Origin of the sequence: Selenomonas sp. oral taxon 136 (assembly GCF_001554015.1) — a bacterium.
GTDB classification, from domain to species: Bacteria; Bacillota; Negativicutes; order Selenomonadales; family Selenomonadaceae; genus Centipeda; species Centipeda felix.
In genome coordinates this window covers 1-18,420 of record NZ_CP014239.1, presented here as the reverse complement: position 1 = coordinate 18,420, position 18,420 = coordinate 1, and the positions used below count along the sequence as shown (strand labels likewise).

Genomic DNA, 18,420 nt, shown 5'->3' with positions numbered 1-18,420 from the left:
AGACCTCATGCGACTGCATCGTGTGAGGTCTTTTTGTGATTTGAAACATCTGTCCGTGTGAGTGAAGTCCATTGATAGTGGAAGCAGTTCATGATATAATTCAATCGATATTATTCTCATAATTAGCATTTGAGGCGGTGTTTCTCATTAGTGAGATGAATGTTGCGGAAGGGAAGAAGAGCAAAGGAGAATCCTTTCTCAAGGGTACTTTTGTTCTGACCATCGCAGGTTTTGTGGTCAAGGTGATCGGGTCGCTGAACTGGATCTTCGTCTCCCGCATTCTAGGCGGCGAAGGTATTGGTCTCTACCAGATGGCGTTCCCCATTTATTTTTTTGCCATGACGGTCTCGCAGGCCGGTGTTCCGGTAGCGATTTCGATTATTACGGCGGAGCGCGTCGCACTCAAGGATATCTACGGAGCGAAGCGTGTATTTCGCATCTCTATGATGCTCATGGTGCTGACAGGACTGCTCTTTTCGATTTTGACCTATTTGGCGGCAGACTGGCTGATCGAGTGGCAGCTGATTCGTGATGCGCGTGCCTACAAGGCTGTGGTGGTGCTTGCCCCGACGGTCTTTTTCGTGACCCTGCTCGCCAGTTCACGCGGGTATTTGCAGGGATGGCAGCGCATGACGCCGACGGCGGTGTCGCAGATCGTAGAGCAGATTTTCCGCGTGGTGACCATGATTGTCCTTGCGAGTCTTCTCATGCCATGGGGGCTGGACTATGCAGCCGCCGGCGCGTCGCTCGGGGCTTTTGCAGGGGCGGTGACAGGACTCATTGTTCTCGTCTACTTCCATATCAAACTGGAGCGGGATATTGTTCGTGATTACGGGACGGAGCTGAAACCGCTGCCGAATGTTCCTTACGAGACGCGGTTTTCGATCATTCATCGTATTTTTAAGCTGGCACTTCCAGTCTCGGCGGCGAGCATTATGCTGCCCGTGGTCTCGAATCTAGATCTGATGATTGTTCCGCAGCGTCTTGAGGCAGCAGGCTATAGCATCAGTGAGGCGACGGAGCTTTTCGGTTATCTGAACGGCATGGCCGTCCCGCTCGTCAATCTGGCAACGATCCTGACTGCATCCATGGCGATGAGTATTGTGCCTGCCATCTCGGAGTCACGCGTGCTTGGCGATCAGGCGCGCGTCTACGATCAGACGGCGGCGTCCGTGCGCATTTCAAATTTCGTCTGTTTTCCCGCCTTTGTCATTGTGTTTATTTTGGCGACGCCAATTTCTTCGCTGATCTACAATGCACCGGGCGCGGGGCCTGCGGTCATGATCTCGGCGGTGAGCATCATCCTGCTCGGTCTGCATCAAGTCTCAACGGGAATTTTGCAGGGACTTGGTCATCCGACCATCCCCATGGTGAACATGGTGCTCGCAGCGGCGGCAAAGATTTTTCTAAACTGGCATCTGACGGCGATCCCATGGCTCGGCATCATGGGCGCTGCATGGGCAACGGCGGCAGATATGGGTGTCGCGGCGATCATCAATCTTTACTTTATCTACCGTTTTATTGGCTATCGTATCGAGCTCCTCCAGCTCATCAAGACGATATGTTCTGCCGGGATTATGGCATGTGCTGTCCACTTTTTCTACGCATGGACACTGGCATGGTGGGGGATTGCTGCGATTTCTACCTTCGGTGCGGTGTTCTTCGGCTGCTTTGTCTATGTGGCAGCGATGATCCTGCTGCGCGGCCTGATCGAGGAGGATCTGCATCGTCTGCCGATGGTCGGCGCGGTCGGCATCCGATTTTTACAGCGGATTGGAGTGTATAAGTCATGAAGAAAATGGCATTGATCTACAATCCGGTCTCGGGACATGCTCTCTTCAAGGGGAAGCTGGATATGCTGATTGAGCTTTTTCAGCGTCACGACATCATGCTTTGCCCCTATCGCACGCGTGGGAATGGGCAGGATCAGCTCAGCCAGTTCCTCTGTGAGATTGCCCCTGCTGGCGTACTGGCGGCAGGCGGTGATGGAACGGTGCACGCAGTAGTGAATGCACTGCAGGATGCAAAGATCGACCTACCACTCGGTATCTTAGGCAGCGGAACATCAAATGATTTTGCTACGCACCTTGGGATCGGCGGAGATTGGGAGTCCTATGTGGAGCGCATCGCGGCGGATGAGTCGCGGCGCGTCGATCTGGGAGTTCTGGAAGGGCAGGGGCGTTATTTTGTTAACGTCCTCAGTGCCGGTGTTCTGACGGGGATCGCCCATGAGGTGAAGTCGGCCTACAAGAATGCGCTTGGCAGAATCGCCTACTATCTGAAGGGAATCGGAGAGCTTCCGCGCCTGCATTCATTTCCGGTGCGCATTACGGCGGATGGTGAGCACTATGAGGAAGAAATTTTTCTGTTCGTCATCGCCAACAGCCCTGTGGTGGCCGGGATGAAGCAGATCGGCAGCGGTATTGCGATCAATGACGGGATGCTCGATCTCCTTGCCGTAAAAAAAACAGGCCTGCCGCAGTTTATGTCTGTGGCGGCAGACCTGTTTGCCGGAAAACCGGTATCGGAGCGAGACAACATCCTACACATACGTGCGCGGACGTTTGAGCTTGCAACGGGTGCGCAGCTCTTTAGCGATGTGGACGGGGAATGCGGACCGCGTCTTCCACTGTGTGTGAAGACCGTCCCACTCGCACTCTCCGTGTATTGCTGAGCCTCTTCCTATGATTCGTTGTTTCCTAAATAGTAGGCGACAAATTGCTGCGCCGTGCGTCCACTGCGCCCACTGTGCGTCATCTCCCAACGAAGTCCAGCGATGCGCAGCTCCTCGGGGGTCAGGTGGATGCCTTTTTGTGTGAGCATGTGGTCGATGATCGCCAGATATTCCTCCTGATCCGGCGTATGGTACTGAATGATGAGACCGAATCGATCCGAGAGGGAAATCGTTTCGTTGATGCTGTCGTCGCGATAGACCTCATCCTGCTCGCGCTCACGCCATGTTTCACGGATGAGGTGACGACGATTGGACGTCGCATAGATTCGTACATTGGACGGACAGGACGATACACTTCCTTCGATGGAAGATTTGACCGCCTTGAACTCCGTGTCAGAGTCCTCGAAGGACAGATCGTCCAAAAAGATGATAAACTTTCGTCCTGCGTAGCGACGCAGTTCATTCATGATTGCGGGCAGATCACGCAGCTGATCTTTGGTCACCTGTACAAGACGTATGCTGTCTTCGTATTCACTGACCAGAGCTTTAACCGCAGAGGATTTTCCTGTACCGCGTGCTCCAACGAGGAGTACATGATTGGATGGCTTGCCGAGGACGAAGGCGTGTGTGTTGCGGATGAGCAGCTCCTTCTGGTGCTGATACCCGATGATGTCCTTCATACGCGGACGCTCAAAGTGATCTATGCCGCAGATGTGATGCGCCGTACTGTCCCAGCGGAACACGGAATAGGATGCCATATCTCCACAGCCATAGCGGGCGTAGAATGTTAATAATGCCTCGGCGTAGTCCTCCGTCGTCTTTGCCGCATCGAGCAAGGGAAGAATGAAGTCCTCTGTCTTATCATAGATATTTTTCGTTGGCTCGTAGTCGTCCAGCGCCTCAGTCCTCAAAAAAGCACTGGTCGGAAGTGTGAAGATCGGATACAGCAAAGCAATATCCTGATGGAAGATATGGCGCAGGCTATTTCCTGGCGGCAGTCCCGTCCGCTCCATTGTCTCCGAGACAATATTTGGTGTGTGCGTAATGCTGTGAAGAAGGTAACGCGGCAGCAGATTTCCGCGCAGACCAAGATTCTCTGCAGCGGCAATCAGCACGGCGCAGCATTCACTACGCTCCTCTGCACCCTCATCTCCGTACATTATGGCGTCCTCCAGTGCGGCGAGAACAGGATCCATGCGCAAATTATGCAGGGTGAGCAAGTTGGAAAGATTGACTTGTGGTGCCATAGAACATAGTCCTTTCTGTAACTCATTCATGATAGATCGGTGATGAGAGAAAATCTGTGCCGCACGCACTGCCGTATTGCTGCGGCAGTGTCAACATACGCAGCTCTGTGGCGCGCGTATCGAAGGCAAGCATTTGCTGCAGCAGAGACAGCTTTGCAGGGGAGCGCGCACGCGCGTCACTCGACAAAATTTCTGCCGTACGCGTGATGATCGGAAGTGGAGAATTTTTTTTGATGCGCCGCAGCAGTGTTTTTCCTCTTTCATTAAATACCAATGGACGGATGTAGAGACAGCCGGCATGGTCAAATTCCTCTGTCTGCACTTTTTGCAGCCGGAGCAGGAGGTGGATGGCGAGACGTCCGATGCGGCTCTTTGGATAGCGCTTGGATGATGCATGTGTCAGCAGCTCTTCGTAGGTCTCTGCCATACGCAGTGCACGCACCAGACGGTTTTCGATCCCCTCGGATATACCGTAGATGCTGTGGAGCTCTGTGTCCGTCATGGTGAGGATCTCATAGCGCAGGAGACGCAGGAGTTCTCTGTGAGAGGGGAGTGCGTGCGGATGGGTACGGCGCAGATCACCAAGCACGTTTGGCAGGACACACGCTGCGATGTGCTCCCATGAGGGGACGTCCCGTTCCAGTACTGTGCGGATGGAGGATGCACTGGTGATGCCGCTGCGCAGTCGTGTCTCTCCGTGCGCCGCTGTTTTGCGCGGCAGGGCAAGCGGAGTGATGTCTGCATCCTTGGCGTGGAGTGCGCGCAGGTACTCCATGCCGAGGATATTGTTCGGCGTACGCAGGATGCGTTCTTCGATGCCAAGCTGCTCCGCTAGGGCAGAGGAGAGTGCCGCTGCGTAGGACAGTCCCATGGAGAGTCCATGTGCAATCCTGTGCTGGATTTTTTCTGTGTCGATCTCCCGTGCAGCTCTTTCGAGCGGGGCAATGTCCGCAGCCTCTGTGCCGAAAGCAAGGTGACTGACGACGCCGAGCTGCATGAGGAGGGAGACGCCGCCGCGTGCAAAGTCCTGTGCGCTGCGGCAGGCAAAGGCAAAGGGGAGTTCAAGTACGAGGTCAGCACCACCGTCGACGGCGTGCCCTGCCCGTGTCCACTTGTCGAGAACGGCAGGCGTTCCACGCTGCGTTATGCTGCCGCTCATGACGACGATGATGCCGCCTGCGGAGGGGAATCTTCGGCGCAGTTCACGAAGCTGCCAGGCATGACCGTAATGGAATGGATTGTATTCGGCGATTACCCCGATGACGCCCATAGTTCACCTCCCCTTTTTTCTTTTTAATTTTATCAAAAAAGAATACGTTTGTGTAGCCCTTCGATCACAAATACAATATCTTGTATTTTCGGAATGCGAATGCTATACTAAATTCACATTTGATTGAATTTCATAGTGGAGCAAAGGATGGAGAAACAACGTGTTGTCGTCGCGATGAGTGGAGGTGTGGACAGCTCGGTCACGGCGGCACTTCTTCAGGAGCAGGGATATGAAGTCGTCGGTGTGACGATGCGTCTCTCGGAGGAGGCGCGCGACGCCGACCTCGATGGGCGCAGCTGTTGCTCTCTCTCGAGTGTGGACGATGCGCGCCGTGTCGCAGATATCTTGGGGATTCCACACTATGTGATGGACTTCACCGATCCATTTCAGCGGCTGGTGATTGACTATTTTACGCAGGAGTACGCGCGTGGGCGCACGCCGAATCCGTGTATTGCGTGCAACCGCTATATTAAGTTTGAAGGGCTGCTGGAGAAAACACGGGCGCTTGGTGCACAGTATATTGCCACAGGGCATTATGCTCGGATCACGCATACGGAAGATGGAACCTACCATCTGCGAAAGGGCATTGATGCGGCGAAGGATCAGTCCTACGTGCTCTATCATCTGACACAGGAGATGATGGATCATGTTCTCTTTCCGCTCGGGGATTATCGCAAGGACGAGATTCGGCGTATGGCGGAGGACTATGGGCTTCCCGTTGCCCACAAGGCGGAGAGTCAAGAGATCTGCTTTGTCCCCCGTGACGACTATAAGTCCTACCTGCGTACGCACGCACCGCAGACGATGCAGACGGGGGCGATCACGGATCGTACGGGACATGTCCTCGGCACACATGAAGGCATTGCCTTTTATACCATTGGGCAGCGCAGGGGACTCGGGATTGCGGCAGAGCATCCGCTCTACGTGACGGCGTTGGATGCGTCTGAAAACCGTGTGATTGTCGGTGCATCTGATGAGGTCTTTGCACACGCACTGACGGCGTCAGATCTGAGTTGGACACTGTCGCGGCCACCACACAAACCTCGTCGTGTGCGGGCAAAAATACGCTATGGAAAACGCGAGGCAGATGCGTGGATGGAGCCACAGGGCGATGGTACTGTGGCGGTACATTTTTCCGAGCCACAGCGTGCTGTGACACCGGGGCAGTCCATTGTATTCTATGAGGGCGATGCCGTACTGGGCGGCGGCAGCATCGACCATGTGATACCATGAGCCGCTATGATGGAGAGAGGGAACAACGATGATGAGCCATGCCATGAAAATAAAGGCCGCATGTGCCGCACTGCTCTGTGTGCTGCTGGTGCTTGCAGGGCTCTTTTGGTATTTTCGCGTCTATACGAAGACGCCGGAGTATGCGCTTCGCTCAATTGAGCGCGCCTTTGAGACGCGGGATGAGACGCTTTTTTTGCGTTATGTGCGTCTGGATGATGTCCTTGACATGGGCTATGATGACTTCATGGCCGGGACGATGGATACGGAGTTCGGTGGAGCGCATGATACGTCTGCGGCTCTGGCGGATTTTTCAAAGATGCTCAAGCCGGCGTTTATCAAAATGCTGAATGATGCGGTTCATACGTATCTGACGGAGGGCGATTGGCCGCCGGCGGATGCTGCAAAGGACGGTTCGGACGCAGAGAATATCCTGTCCCGTATCGGCCTGCGTGACCTCTCGTTCCGTGAGACGACAAATCTGACGGTGGATCAGGCAGCACGTACGGCGGTGGTCGATGTCGTTGCGCATCAGGACGAAGCAGATGCGGATTTCACGTTTCAGGTTTGCCTTGCTCCTTCGGATGATGGGGATTGGCAGGTCGTATCAATACGGAATCTATATGATTATGCAGCCTTCTTGGGCAATGCGCGCCGCCTGCGGGTTCAGCAGTATCTTGAGGAGACGGATGCCATTATTCGGCGGCATGATCAGAGCGTCAGTGCGGCACAGATGCGTCTCTATCGTGTGCTCGGCGCAGGCGCACTGGGGAATCAGACAACACGGGACATGGCACGCCAGATCATGGAGCAGGATGTCCTCGCGGACTGGCAGGAACGGCGCGAAGAGCTGAGTGCTGTTTCCGTTCCCCGTACGATGCAGAGTCTCCAGCAGCTGCGTATCAAGATCTGCGATCTCCATATCGCCTACGCGGAGGGATATGCAGCGTGGATGACGGATAAGAACGCAGCGACGATCCGCTCTGCCGAGACGAATCTGCGGCAGGCAGATGTGCTCGAGGGAGAGGCAACCTTCCTGGCACAACGCGCACGGCGTCTGTTTTTCGATGCGGAAGAGTGAGGAGAGATAGGATGCTCGATTCGAGCAATGATACCGTGGCGATCCTCTACGACATAGAGAATGCGCCGATTGAAATGCTTCAGTATACCATTGATATTGCACAGCGTTACCAGCCATGCCGCATGATCGTCGTCTCGGATTGGGAGGCACATCCCGATCAGAAGCGTTGGGATCGGCTCATGGAGTCCCCGGACTTTACCTTTCGACAGATCAGCCGTACCTTTCTGGGAAAAAATTCTCTGGATTCTGCCCTCTATGACTCGGCGCAGATCCTCTATCAAGAGGGGGTGCGCAAGTACTTTATCATAACAACGGATTCTGACTTCGTACGTATTGCTGAGTCGCTGAACGCTGAGGATCCATCGTACATTATCGGCATTGGAACAAAGCAGGCAAGTGAGGACTTGCGCAACGCATACAACGAGTTCTTCGTATACCCGCCGCCGATGGAGAAAGAGCAGAAGGCAGCACGGAAAAAGGAGGAGAAGAAAACGGAGGAAAACGTGGCAAAGAAGAAAGCAGCAGAAGAAAAGACGACGAAGAATAATGCAAAAGTAAACGCAGAAACAGCGGGGAAGGCACGCGAGCAGAAAAAACGCACGACAGCTGCGGCGAAGAAGAAAGACGCGGCAGAACACACGGCAGAGGCACCAACACAAAAGGCACCTGCACCCAAGGAGACAAAGAAGACGACATCCAAGGCAAAAGCGGCGTCTGCGGCAAAGGAAGCAACGCCGAAGAATGAGGCGGGCAACGCTGTCATGAATGGATTTCTCACTGTTCGTCTGCCCAAGAGCCTGCGTGCATCCCTCGACCGCAAGGTGCTTGAAGAGGAAGTCTCTCTGGACGAACTTGTGACGTATCTCCTCATGCGCGGTCTCTCAGCAAAATGATGGAGGGCTTGCCATGGCGAACAGCAAGGAGCGTGTTCTGCTCTATCAGTTTCCCGCAGATCAGGCGGAGTTGATTACGGGTGCACTGCGTCCGATGGGAGTGGGCGTTCAGATCCTTTCGCCGGATGCATGGCGTGAGAAGGTCGGCTATCTCCTTGGCCGCAAAGGTTTTTTGAAGCAAACGGCGCAGGAGGGGGATGTGTTCTCATTTCCGCATCGTGTGATGCTGCTGGATGGGGTGAAGGGGAAGCGCCTGACACAGGTTCTCCATGCCGTGGAAGATGCGGGCGTTCCACATATCACCTACAAATCATCCATTACACCGTACAATACGCTGTGGACACTGCGCTATCTGTGTGAGCACATGGCGAAGGAACACGGCGGCAGAGTGCCTATAGAAGGGAATATAGAATGAGGAAAATTCTTGCCTGCCTATTTTGTCTGACGTTGTTCCTTGTGGGAGGCTGTGGGGCTCCTGTGCAGGAGAAAAGTGAGCCGCTCCCGAAGCTGACCATCGGGCTGATGCCCGATACGGACTCTATTCCGTTCATTATTGCAGCGGAACGCGGCTACTTTGCCGAGGAAGGCGTTGAGGTAGAGTTGCAGCCGTTCAAGAGTGCAATGGATCGTGATGCGGCACTGCAAAGCGGAAATCTCGATGGAGCGGTGTCTGACCTTCTGGCTGTGATTTTCGCCCGTTCCGGCGGATTTGATGTCCGTGCTGTTTCCTATACGGACGGCAATTACAATCTCGTTGCATCCGATGGTGCGGGGATTGCCTCCCCTGCTGATCTGCGTGGCAAGGAGATCGCCGTTTCCAAGAACACGATCATCGAGTATGTGACGGATGAGATTCTCGCCGCCAACGGAATGCGTGAAGAGGATGTCGCAAAGGTTGTCATTCCGCAGATTCCGGTACGTCTTGAGATGCTCCGCAGCGGAAATCTCGGAGCGGCAGTTCTGCCTGAGCCGATGGCGAGCGTCGCGGCGGCATCGGGCAGTAACTATGTGATCGGCTCGGGTGATCTCGGTATCAATCCGGGGGTAATCGTCTTTTCCAAATCCGCCCTTCAGGATAAGGAGAAATCCGTTCGGGCGATGTATCGCGCCTACAATAAAGCAGTCGACGATCTGAACCATACGCTGCAGTCCGAGTATCTGGACCTCGTCGTGGAGCGGAGTGGATTCCCGCCTGCGGCGAAGGATGTTCTCGTGCTGCCGTCCTATCGTCATGCGGGAAGTCCGGCAGAGTCGGATGTGACGGAGGCTGTGCGCTGGGTGACGAGTAAGGGAAATGCGGCCGCCTACGGCTATGATGATCTGGTCTCTCGCCTCCTTTCGGAGGAGAAGTAATGCCCTATCTCTCCCAGACGAATGCGCCCATAGAGGAGGCACTTGTACGGATGAAGCGGGCACGCCTCGTTCCGTTCGATGTGCCGGGGCACAAACGTGGCCGCGGAAATCCGGAGTTGGCGGCATTCCTCGGAGCTGCCTGTCTTGATGTCGATGTAAACTCGATGAAGATGCTCGACAATCTCTGCCATCCCGTCTCTGTGATTCGCGATGCAGAGCATCTGGCAGCAGAAGCCTTCCGTGCCGCCCATGCTTTTTTCATGGTCAGCGGGACGACGGGTTCGGTGCAGGCAATGATCCTATCGACGGTAGGACGCGGTGACAAGATCATCATGCCGCGCAATGTCCATCGCAGTGCCATCAATGCACTGATTCTCTGCGGCGCTGTGCCGATCTATGTCAATCCCGGCATTGAGGATACGCTTGGGATTGCGCTCGGAATGCGCACGGACGATGTTGCAGCAGCAATGGAGCGCCATCCGGACGCCAAGGCGGTATTTGTCAACAATCCGACCTATTACGGAATATGCTCGGATCTGCGTGCCATTACGGAGAAAGCGCATGCCCGCGGGATGAAGGTATTGGTCGATGAGGCGCACGGTACGCACCTCTATTTCAGTGATCGGCTTCCAACAGCGGCGATGGATGCGGGCGCGGATATGGCTGCGATCAGCATGCACAAGTCCGGCGGCTCGCTGACGCAGAGCTCCATTCTTCTCTGTGCGGATACGATGCCGCTCGGATATGTCCATCAGATCATCAATATCACACAGACAACGAGTGCCTCGTATCTGCTCCTCGCGAGTCTTGATATCAGCCGCCGCAATTTGGCACTGCGCGGCCGTGAAGTGATCGACCGCATCATCGGACTTGTCGCCTATGCCCGTGATGAGATCAACACCATCGGAGACTACTATGCCTATGGGCGTGAGCTGATCGACGGTGATGCCGTGTATGACTTCGATACGACGAAGCTGTCCATCTTTACATGTGCAACAGGGCTCGCCGGCATTGAGGTCTATGACATCCTGCGCGATGATTATGACATCCAGACCGAGTTCGGGGATATCGCAAACTTGCTTGCCTATGTTTCCGTTGGCGACCGTCCGAAGGATATTGAGCGGCTTGTCGCGGCACTGGCGGAGATCCGTCGGAACTATCGCAAGGATCCCTCCAAGACGCTCAAGATGGAGTATATCGACCCCGTGGTCGTCTGCGGTCCGCAGGATGCGTTCTACGCGGAGAAGGAGTCCCTGCCCATCCAAGAGACCAAGGGACGTATCTGTGCCGAGTTTGTCATGTGCTATCCTCCCGGTATCCCGATCCTTGCACCGGGGGAGGAGATCACGGACGAGATTCTGACCTACATCCGCTATGCGAAGAAAAAGGGCTGTCAGATCACAGGGCCGGAGGATATGAGTATACAACGTCTCAATGTAATGACGGAGAGATAGACCATGGAATTTTGGTATACGGAAGAACATACACCGAACGTGCGGTTCTCCATCCGTGTAGATCGTCAGCTCTACAGCGGGCAGAGCGAGTTCCAGCGCATTGACGTATTCGAGTCGCCCGAGTTCGGGCGATTTTTGACGCTTGACGGCTATATGATGCTCACAGAGAAGGATGAGTTCATCTATCATGAGATGATCACCCATGTACCGATGTGTGTGCATCCGGAGGCAGAGAACATCCTCGTGATCGGCGGCGGGGATGGAGGGACGGTACGGGAGCTGCTGCGCTACCCGTCGGTGCGGCATATCGATCTCGTGGAGATCGATGCGATGGTGATCGATGTCTGCCGTGAATATCTGCCGTCGACGGCGGCAGGACTGGATGATCCGCGGGTGAGCATCCACTGTGAAGACGGGCTGCGCTTTGTGCGCCGACCGGTCGATGTCTACGATCTCATTATCGTGGACTCGACGGATCCGTTCGGACCAGGAGAGGGACTGTTCACCAAAGAGTTTTATGGCAACTGCTTCAAGGCGCTCAAAGCTGACGGCATCATGATCAACCAGCATGAAAGCCCCTTTTATGAGCAGGACGCCTATGCCATGCAGCGGATGCACAAGCGCATTGTTCATTCGTTCCCATACAGCCGCGTCTATCAGGTGCATATTCCGACGTATCCGTCGGGGCATTGGCTGTTTGGCTTCTCATCCAAGAACCGCCGCCCCGTGGAGGGCGTCGATTTTGCACGATGGAAGGCACTCGGCATTCGGACGCGCTACTACAATACGCAGCTTCATGCAGCAGCATTTGCTCTGCCGAACTATGTGGAGGAGATACTCGAAGATGTGGAACCGCAACGTTGAAACATTTCTCGGCTGCGATAACACCTATGAGGAGAGCCATATCGTCCTCGTTGGTGCGCCGTTTGACTCGACGACCTCCTATCGTCCGGGTACGCGGTTTGCTGCCCGTACAATGCGGGCGGAGTCATACGGACTGGAGACGTACAGCCCGTATCAGGAACTCGATCTCGAGGATGCACGCGTCTTTGACGGGGGGAATTTGGAGCTGCCCTTTGGCGATACCGAACGAGCACTGGCGATGATCAGGGAGCGCGCAGAGGCGATCCTGCACAGCGGAAAGCTGCCCTTTCTGATCGGCGGGGAGCATCTGGTCAGCCTCCCCGCAATCGAAGCTGCGGCGAAGCGATATCCCGATCTCTCCGTCATTCACTTCGATGCACATACTGATCTGCGCGAAGAATATCTCGGCAACAAACTCTCCCATGCGACCGTTATCCGCCGTGCGTGGGATCTGCTCGGCGATGGGCGCATCCATCAGTTTGGGATACGCAGCGGCGAATGTGCGGAATGGCAGTGGGCACGGGCAGGGCATACGGATCTCCATCCATTTACCTTTGCAGGGCTCTCGGATGTGATTGCCGGCCTCCACGGACGTCCTGTCTATCTGACGATTGACCTCGACGTCCTCGATCCCTCCGTCTTCCCCGGTACGGGAACGCCGGAGGCAGGCGGTGTCACGTTCATCGAACTGATGAAGGCGGCACTCTCCGTTGTGCGTGGATGCAGGGTTGTCGCATGCGACATGGTGGAGCTCTCGCCGCCGCTTGACGCCAGCGGTACATCGACGGCAACGGCACTCAAGCTCCTGCGGGAGATTCTGCTCGCACTTTCAGCAGATTTTATCCGTCCGCCGCAGGTGTAGTGATTTCCGTTTGATACCGATGAAGTGATTTGTTATAATAGCGAGGAAACTGCGACTAAGGGAATCGCTGATAAAACGAGGTGTGCCGGATGGTCGTACCGCATTTATCAGTGCTTCCCGAAGCATGGAAAGATGGTGGAGTCTATGAAGGTAACGGAACAGGATCTCAGGGTAACCGCGCATCTCTCGCGTCTTTCGATTCCGACCGAGGAAAAGGAAGAGGCACTGGCGTCTCTGGGAGACTTTCTCTCATACGTGGATAATCTCTCGCGTGTTGATACGGAAGATGTGGAGCCGACGACGTATGCACTGCCCATCGAGAATGTCTTTCGCGCAGACGAGGTGCGCTCGTCCCTTTCCAACGAGGCGGCGCTTTCGAATGCACCGCTGCAGGAGGACGGGTATTTCAAAGTGCCGAAGGTACTCGAAGGGTAAGGAGGGGCTGTTTTGAGTCTATATGAAAAACCGGCGCATGTCCTGCACGATATGCTCGCGCGCAGCGAGATCAGCGCCCGTGAACTGACCGAGGATGTGCTTTCGCGCATGGATGCCGTGGAGGGCGATGTTGGCGCATACCTTTTGGAAACACGCGAGGGTGCGCTTGCTCAGGCAGATGCCGTGGATGCAAAACGTGCCGCAGGAGAGAAGATTCCGTTCCTCGCAGGGATTCCGGGTGCTGTTAAGGATAATATCTGTACCATCGGTGTACGCACGACAGCCGCGTCCAAGATCTTGGAGCACTTTGTTCCGCCCTATGATGCGACGGTCATGACGAAGCTGCATGCAGAGGACGCCGTCATTCTCGGAAAGACGAATCTCGATGAGTTTGCCATGGGCGGCTCGACGGAACACTCCGCCTTTCAGCCGACGCACAACCCTTGGGACACGGCACGTGTTCCCGGTGGGTCATCGGGCGGCAGTGCCGCTGCCGTGGCATCGGGAACGGCGATTTGGGCGCTCGGCAGCGATACAGGCGGGTCAATTCGTCAGCCCGCATCATTCTGTGGTATTGTCGGACTGAAGCCGACCTATGGGCGTGTGTCTCGTTATGGTCTGATGGCGTATGCGTCGTCGCTCGATCAGATCGGACCGCTTACGCGTGATGTCACGGATGCAGCCCATCTCCTAAACGTAATTGCAGGGCATGATCCGATGGACTCGACGGCCAGCCGCGCCAATGTTCCCGACTATACACAGGCACTCCGTGCAGATGTCAAGGGGCTGAAGATCGGACTCCCGAAGGAATATTTTATCGACGGAATGGATCAGGAGGTTGAGGCATCCGTCCGCAAGGCGATTGCGGATATGGAGGCGATGGGGGCAGAGGTTCGTGAAATCTCCCTGCCGCATACGGACTATGCCGTCTCCACCTATTATCTGATTGCACCTGCAGAGGCTGCGACGAATCTGGAACGCTATGACGGGGTCAGTTATGGCGCACGGGTGGACGGAGAGGATCTCGTCGATATGATGACGCGGACGCGCACGGAGAAATTTGGCGCGGAGGTAAAACGGCGCATCCTCATCGGCAACTATGCACTCTCCGCCGGATATTACGATGCGTACTACCTCAAGGCACTGAAGGTACGGACACTCATTCAGCAGGACTTTACGCGAGCCTTTGAGCAGGTGGATGTCGTCATGACACCGACAGCACCGACACCGGCGTATCGCATCGGTGAAATGACGAGCCCCCTGCAGATGTATCTGCAGGATATTTCGACCGTTCCACTGAATCTCGCGGGGCTCCCCGGGATCTCCGTCCCCTGCGGCTTCACTGCGGAGAGACTTCCGATCGGACTTCAGATCATCGGTCGTCCGCTGGCGGAGGAGACGATCCTGCGTGCGGCGTTTGCCTATGAGCAGGGGCATGATTTCCATACGAAAATGGCGCCGATTGGAGGAAGGGCATGAAATACGAAACCGTCATCGGCCTTGAGATTCACTGCGAGCTCAAGACAAAGACCAAGATCTTCTGCGGCTGTGCTACGGGGTTCGGAACCCCGCAGAACACACATGTCTGTCCCGTCTGCCTCGGTCTGCCCGGCGTTCTCCCTGTCGTCAACCGTGAGGTCGTCCATTTCGCCATCAAGGCGGGGCTGGCGACGAACTGCACGATTAACGGATACAGCAAGTTTGACCGCAAGAATTACTACTATCCGGATTTGCCGAAGAACTTCCAAACCTCGCAGTACGACCTGCCTATCGCCGAACATGGCTGGGTGGATATCGATACGGAAGAGGGGAAGAAGCGCATTCGCCTGACGCGCATCCACATGGAGGAGGACGCAGGAAAACTCGTTCACTCCGGTACGACGATTAAGGATTCTGCTTCGTCCAATGTGGACTACAACCGCACTGGCGTTCCCCTGCTTGAGATTGTCTCCGAGCCCGATATGTCCTCAGCCGAGGAGGCACGTGCCTACATGGAGAAGATCAAGTCGATCATGGAGTATATTGATGTCTCGAACTGCCGCATGGAGGAGGGCAATCTCCGTGCGGACATCAACGTCTCCCTGCGTCCTGTCGGCTCAGACCAGCTCGGCACACGGACGGAGATGAAAAACATCAACTCCTTCAAAGCGTTGGAAGATGCGATCAACTATGAGATCGAGCGTCAGACGGAGGTGCTCGAGGACGGCGGACACATTGTGCAGGAGACACGCACGTGGGATCCAGAGCGTGGTATGACACTCTCCATGCGCAGCAAAGAGGAGGCGCATGACTACCGTTATATGCCGGAGCCCGATCTTCCGCCCATCGTGACGAGTGAAGAGGAAATTGAGGCGGTACGGCGTGAGCTGCCGGAGCTGCCGGACGCCCGTCGCATGCGTCTGATGGACGAGGCAGGACTCTCCGCATACGATGCGGGCATCATCACGAGCTCGCGTGCGATGGCTGAGTACTATGATGCCATTGTTGCAACAGGAGCGGATGCAAAACTGGCGGCAAACTGGCTGATGGGCGATCTCTCCAAGAACCTGAACGCAGAAGGGAAAACGATCGAGGACTCTCCTGTCGATGCAAAGCGCCTCGGCGAGATGATTCTCCTCATCGCAAAGGGGACGATTTCTTCTAAGATCGGCAAAACCGTGTTCAAGGCAATGTGGACATCTCCTGATGCTCCCGAGAAGATCGTCAAGGACAAGGGGCTCATCCAGATTACGGACACCAAGGAGATCGAAGGCATCGTCGATCAAGTCATTGCTGCCAATGCAAAGGCGGTAGAGGACTACAAGGGCGGCAATAAAAAGGCGATTGGTGCCTTGGTCGGACAAGTGATGAAACAGTCCAAGGGCAAGGCAAACCCGCAGATGGTCAATGAACTTTTGGCAAAAAAACTTGGCTGAGAAAGCAAGCAGTCTTTTCCGCAGGGGAAAGGCTGTTTTTCTCAAAAGGAGAGACTGCCATGCAGTATAAGGCTGCGATTTTCGATTTGGACGGCACGTTGATCAATTCGCTTGAAGATTTGGCGGACAGTGCCAATGCTGTCCTGTCAGCATATCATTTTCCGACATATACAGCGGAGAAGTATCGATATTTTGTCGGAAATGGGACACAGAAACTGATTGAGCGGATTCTGCCGCCGCATCAGGCGGAGGACGCCGCATTTGTCCATCGTTTTATGGCAGAGTACAAAGAACGCTATGCTGAAAACCTCCTGCATAAGACCGTTCCCTATGACGGTATTATGGAGATGCTGGAGGAGCTTTGCCGTCGCGGTATTCCATTGGCTGTCTGCACGAATAAGCATCAAAGTGCGGCAGAACGCATCATCACGGCACTGTTTCCTCCGCATATGTTTCGGGAGATCATCGGTGATCGGGAGGGACTTCCGCGAAAACCGGATCCAACGAAAGTGCTGCACATCATGAAAGAGCTTGGCGTTACGGGGCAGGAAACAGCGTACTTCGGAGACAGCTCGGTCGACATGGACACCGCAAGCAATGCAGAAACGCTTGCGGTGGGCGTTCTCTGGGGATTTCGCACGGAGCAGGAGCTCCGGGAACACGACGCGGATGTGCTCCTTAATACTCCGATGGAACTATTTGAAAAGGTGACGTTTCGAGAGGCATGAAAAAAACACAAAAGGCGCAGACACGCGTACAGATGGTTCCCGTACGTCGAGGGGGAGTCTATGAGATTTGCATTGACCGGCTCGGAACGAGTGGCGAGGGCGTCGGGCGATATGATAACTTTACCGTATTTGTCCCTAATGCACTTCCCGGCGAACGGGTCACGGTACGCATTGAGGAGGTAAAAACCTCCTATGCCCGTGGACGTTTGGCGGAAATTTTTCAGCAGAGCAATGATCGCATTACACCTCTATGCAGTCTTTATGAGGCGTGCGGCGGCTGTCAGCTCCAGCATCTTTCCTATGCGGCGCAACTGCGCGCGAAGCGTCAGCAGGTGATCGATGCACTGTCCCATATCGGCAAACTTCCTCATGTCTTGGTCAGGGAGACACTTGCGGCACAGTCACCGTGGAACTATCGCAATAAAATGCAGTTTCCCGTCGGCCTCGCTAAGGGAAAAATCGTCGTTGGCTGTTTCGCACAGGGAAGCCATACGATCATCGATACGGAGAACTGCCATATTCAGCGTGAGCCGAATAATGCGCTTGCCAATGCCGTACGTGCTATTGCCGCGCAGCTTCGCATTCCTGTCTACAATGAGGACACACACAAGGGCATCCTGCGTCACATCGTCGGGCGTGTCGGGCAGAATGGCGACCTTATGGCGGTGATCGTCACAGCGACCAAGCAGCTGCCACGCGCAAAGGATTTTGTTCGACTGCTACGAGAACGATTACCGAACCTCGTCAGTGTACATCAAAACATCCAGACCTATCGGAACAATGTCATCATGGGACGCGACACTGTGCTCCTCTGGGGAAAGCCGACCATCCTCGATGCGCTCGGACGGCTGCATTTTCACATTTCACCGCGATCCTTTTTTCAGGTCAATACGCAGCAGGCTGAACGTCTCTATGAACAGGCACTTGCCTATGCGGATCTCCATGGGACAGAGACCGTCATTGACGCCTACTGCGGCACAGGGACAATCACCCTTTTTCTTGCCCAGAGAGCACGTAAGGTCTACGGCATCGAAATCGTGCAGCCTGCCATTCTCGATGCACGAAAGAATGCCCGCGATAACCATGTCAAAAATGCAGAGTTTATCGTCGGCGACGCGACAAAAGTCATGCCGGCACTCTACAAACAGGGCATTCGTCCGGACGTTGTTGTCGTTGACCCGCCGCGTGCGGGCTGTACGCCGACCGTCCTCAAAACCTTCGCCGATATGAAGCCGCAGCGCATCGTCTACGTCTCGTGCAATCCCGCCACTCTCGCACGCGACCTCGCCATACTGAAAGAATTTGGTTATCATGCGCAGGAAGTACAGCCGGTCGATCTGTTTCCACAAACTTCGCACGTGGAGACCATCACGAAATTGTCACGAGACATTCCAGCAGCCAAATGAACGGGATA

At 55.0% G+C, this 18,420-nt stretch carries 17 protein-coding genes; 15 read left to right on the top strand and 2 right to left on the bottom strand.

Annotation, left to right across the window (positions count from 1 at the left end; genetic code table 11):
• The first annotated feature begins 137 nt into the window (after window positions 1–137).
• Together AXE86_RS00085 and AXE86_RS00080 are read left to right on the top strand one after the other, a co-directional pair.
• Window positions 138–1,793 (top strand): putative polysaccharide biosynthesis protein, encoded by a 1,656-nt coding sequence (locus AXE86_RS00085; RefSeq protein WP_198145273.1) that lies wholly within the window; start codon window positions 138–140, stop codon window positions 1,791–1,793.
• Window positions 1,790–2,674 carry a diacylglycerol/lipid kinase family protein gene (locus AXE86_RS00080; RefSeq protein ID WP_009441992.1) on the top strand — a complete coding sequence of 295 codons (885 nt, stop codon included), beginning with the start codon at window positions 1,790–1,792 and terminating at the stop codon, window positions 2,672–2,674. Before AXE86_RS00085 ends, AXE86_RS00080 begins: the two co-directional genes overlap by 4 nt.
• An 8-nt stretch (window positions 2,675–2,682) precedes the next feature.
• On the opposite strand, the gene AXE86_RS00075 is transcribed toward AXE86_RS00080, so the two are convergent.
• On the bottom strand, window positions 2,683–3,921 hold the full coding sequence (locus tag AXE86_RS00075; protein ID WP_198145272.1) for an ATP-binding protein: 1,239 nt from the start codon (window positions 3,919–3,921) through the stop codon (window positions 2,683–2,685).
• A gap of 22 nt (window positions 3,922–3,943) precedes the next feature.
• Complete coding sequence (locus AXE86_RS00070; RefSeq protein ID WP_061943309.1) at window positions 3,944–5,191, bottom strand: tRNA(Met) cytidine acetate ligase; 1,248 nt, start codon at window positions 5,189–5,191, stop codon at window positions 3,944–3,946.
• A gap of 147 nt (window positions 5,192–5,338) precedes the next feature.
• On the opposite strand from AXE86_RS00070, the gene mnmA reads away from it, so the two are divergent.
• The 13 genes from mnmA (at window position 5,339) to rlmD (ending at window position 18,412) form a co-directional block, all read left to right on the top strand.
• Window positions 5,339–6,424 carry a tRNA 2-thiouridine(34) synthase MnmA gene (mnmA, locus tag AXE86_RS00065; RefSeq protein WP_170950753.1) on the top strand — a complete coding sequence of 362 codons (1,086 nt, stop codon included), beginning with the start codon at window positions 5,339–5,341 and terminating at the stop codon, window positions 6,422–6,424.
• 28 nt (window positions 6,425–6,452) lie between these two features.
• On the top strand, window positions 6,453–7,502 hold the full coding sequence (locus tag AXE86_RS00060; RefSeq protein ID WP_061943301.1) for a hypothetical protein: 1,050 nt from the start codon (window positions 6,453–6,455) through the stop codon (window positions 7,500–7,502).
• Window positions 7,503–7,513: 11 nt separating this feature from the next.
• Entirely contained in the window at window positions 7,514–8,395 is an 882-nt protein-coding gene (locus AXE86_RS00055; RefSeq protein WP_061943298.1) for an NYN domain-containing protein, read from the top strand.
• Between the two features lie 13 nt (window positions 8,396–8,408).
• Window positions 8,409–8,810, top strand: a complete 402-nt coding sequence (locus AXE86_RS00050) for a DUF3783 domain-containing protein (RefSeq protein ID WP_061943295.1) — start codon at window positions 8,409–8,411, stop codon at window positions 8,808–8,810.
• A complete protein-coding gene (locus AXE86_RS00045) occupies window positions 8,807–9,748 on the top strand; it encodes an ABC transporter substrate-binding protein (RefSeq protein ID WP_061943292.1) in 942 nt (313 codons plus the stop codon). The genes AXE86_RS00050 and AXE86_RS00045 overlap by 4 nt, the downstream gene beginning before the upstream one ends.
• Window positions 9,748–11,202, top strand: a complete 1,455-nt coding sequence (locus AXE86_RS00040) for an aminotransferase class I/II-fold pyridoxal phosphate-dependent enzyme (RefSeq protein ID WP_061943289.1) — start codon at window positions 9,748–9,750, stop codon at window positions 11,200–11,202. Before AXE86_RS00045 ends, AXE86_RS00040 begins: the two co-directional genes overlap by 1 nt.
• A gap of 3 nt (window positions 11,203–11,205) precedes the next feature.
• Complete coding sequence (gene speE / locus AXE86_RS00035) at window positions 11,206–12,066, top strand: polyamine aminopropyltransferase (protein ID WP_006689405.1); 861 nt, start codon at window positions 11,206–11,208, stop codon at window positions 12,064–12,066.
• Window positions 12,047–12,928: an agmatinase gene (speB, locus tag AXE86_RS00030; protein WP_061943286.1), complete on the top strand. Its 882-nt coding sequence runs from the start codon at window positions 12,047–12,049 to the stop codon at window positions 12,926–12,928. The genes speE and speB overlap by 20 nt, the downstream gene beginning before the upstream one ends.
• Before the next feature lie 144 nt (window positions 12,929–13,072).
• Window positions 13,073–13,363: an Asp-tRNA(Asn)/Glu-tRNA(Gln) amidotransferase subunit GatC gene (gene gatC / locus AXE86_RS00025; RefSeq protein ID WP_061943283.1), complete on the top strand. Its 291-nt coding sequence runs from the start codon at window positions 13,073–13,075 to the stop codon at window positions 13,361–13,363.
• A gap of 12 nt (window positions 13,364–13,375) precedes the next feature.
• Window positions 13,376–14,842: an Asp-tRNA(Asn)/Glu-tRNA(Gln) amidotransferase subunit GatA gene (gatA, locus tag AXE86_RS00020; RefSeq protein ID WP_061943280.1), complete on the top strand. Its 1,467-nt coding sequence runs from the start codon at window positions 13,376–13,378 to the stop codon at window positions 14,840–14,842.
• Window positions 14,839–16,278 carry an Asp-tRNA(Asn)/Glu-tRNA(Gln) amidotransferase subunit GatB gene (gatB, locus tag AXE86_RS00015; protein ID WP_061943278.1) on the top strand — a complete coding sequence of 480 codons (1,440 nt, stop codon included), beginning with the start codon at window positions 14,839–14,841 and terminating at the stop codon, window positions 16,276–16,278. Before gatA ends, gatB begins: the two co-directional genes overlap by 4 nt.
• Before the next feature lie 59 nt (window positions 16,279–16,337).
• Complete coding sequence (locus AXE86_RS00010; protein WP_061943275.1) at window positions 16,338–17,006, top strand: HAD family hydrolase; 669 nt, start codon at window positions 16,338–16,340, stop codon at window positions 17,004–17,006.
• Window positions 17,003–18,412: a 23S rRNA (uracil(1939)-C(5))-methyltransferase RlmD gene (gene rlmD, locus AXE86_RS00005; protein WP_061943271.1), complete on the top strand. Its 1,410-nt coding sequence runs from the start codon at window positions 17,003–17,005 to the stop codon at window positions 18,410–18,412. Before AXE86_RS00010 ends, rlmD begins: the two co-directional genes overlap by 4 nt.
• The last annotated feature ends 8 nt before the right edge of the window (window positions 18,413–18,420 follow it).

Coding starts and splice junctions, on each gene's coding strand:
- AXE86_RS00080 (WP_009441992.1), top strand. CDS start 1,790: ATGAAGAAAATGGCATTGATCTACAATCCGGTCTCGGGACATGCTCTC.
- AXE86_RS00075 (WP_198145272.1), bottom strand. CDS start 3,921: ATGGCACCACAAGTCAATCTTTCCAACTTGCTCACCCTGCATAATTTG.
- AXE86_RS00070 (WP_061943309.1), bottom strand. CDS start 5,191: ATGGGCGTCATCGGGGTAATCGCCGAATACAATCCATTCCATTACGGT.
- mnmA (WP_170950753.1), top strand. CDS start 5,339: ATGGAGAAACAACGTGTTGTCGTCGCGATGAGTGGAGGTGTGGACAGC.
- AXE86_RS00060 (WP_061943301.1), top strand. CDS start 6,453: ATGATGAGCCATGCCATGAAAATAAAGGCCGCATGTGCCGCACTGCTC.
- AXE86_RS00055 (WP_061943298.1), top strand. CDS start 7,514: ATGCTCGATTCGAGCAATGATACCGTGGCGATCCTCTACGACATAGAG.
- AXE86_RS00050 (WP_061943295.1), top strand. CDS start 8,409: ATGGCGAACAGCAAGGAGCGTGTTCTGCTCTATCAGTTTCCCGCAGAT.
- AXE86_RS00045 (WP_061943292.1), top strand. CDS start 8,807: ATGAGGAAAATTCTTGCCTGCCTATTTTGTCTGACGTTGTTCCTTGTG.
- AXE86_RS00040 (WP_061943289.1), top strand. CDS start 9,748: ATGCCCTATCTCTCCCAGACGAATGCGCCCATAGAGGAGGCACTTGTA.
- speE (WP_006689405.1), top strand. CDS start 11,206: ATGGAATTTTGGTATACGGAAGAACATACACCGAACGTGCGGTTCTCC.
- speB (WP_061943286.1), top strand. CDS start 12,047: ATGTGGAACCGCAACGTTGAAACATTTCTCGGCTGCGATAACACCTAT.
- gatC (WP_061943283.1), top strand. CDS start 13,073: ATGAAGGTAACGGAACAGGATCTCAGGGTAACCGCGCATCTCTCGCGT.
- gatB (WP_061943278.1), top strand. CDS start 14,839: ATGAAATACGAAACCGTCATCGGCCTTGAGATTCACTGCGAGCTCAAG.
- AXE86_RS00010 (WP_061943275.1), top strand. CDS start 16,338: ATGCAGTATAAGGCTGCGATTTTCGATTTGGACGGCACGTTGATCAAT.
- rlmD (WP_061943271.1), top strand. CDS start 17,003: ATGAAAAAAACACAAAAGGCGCAGACACGCGTACAGATGGTTCCCGTA.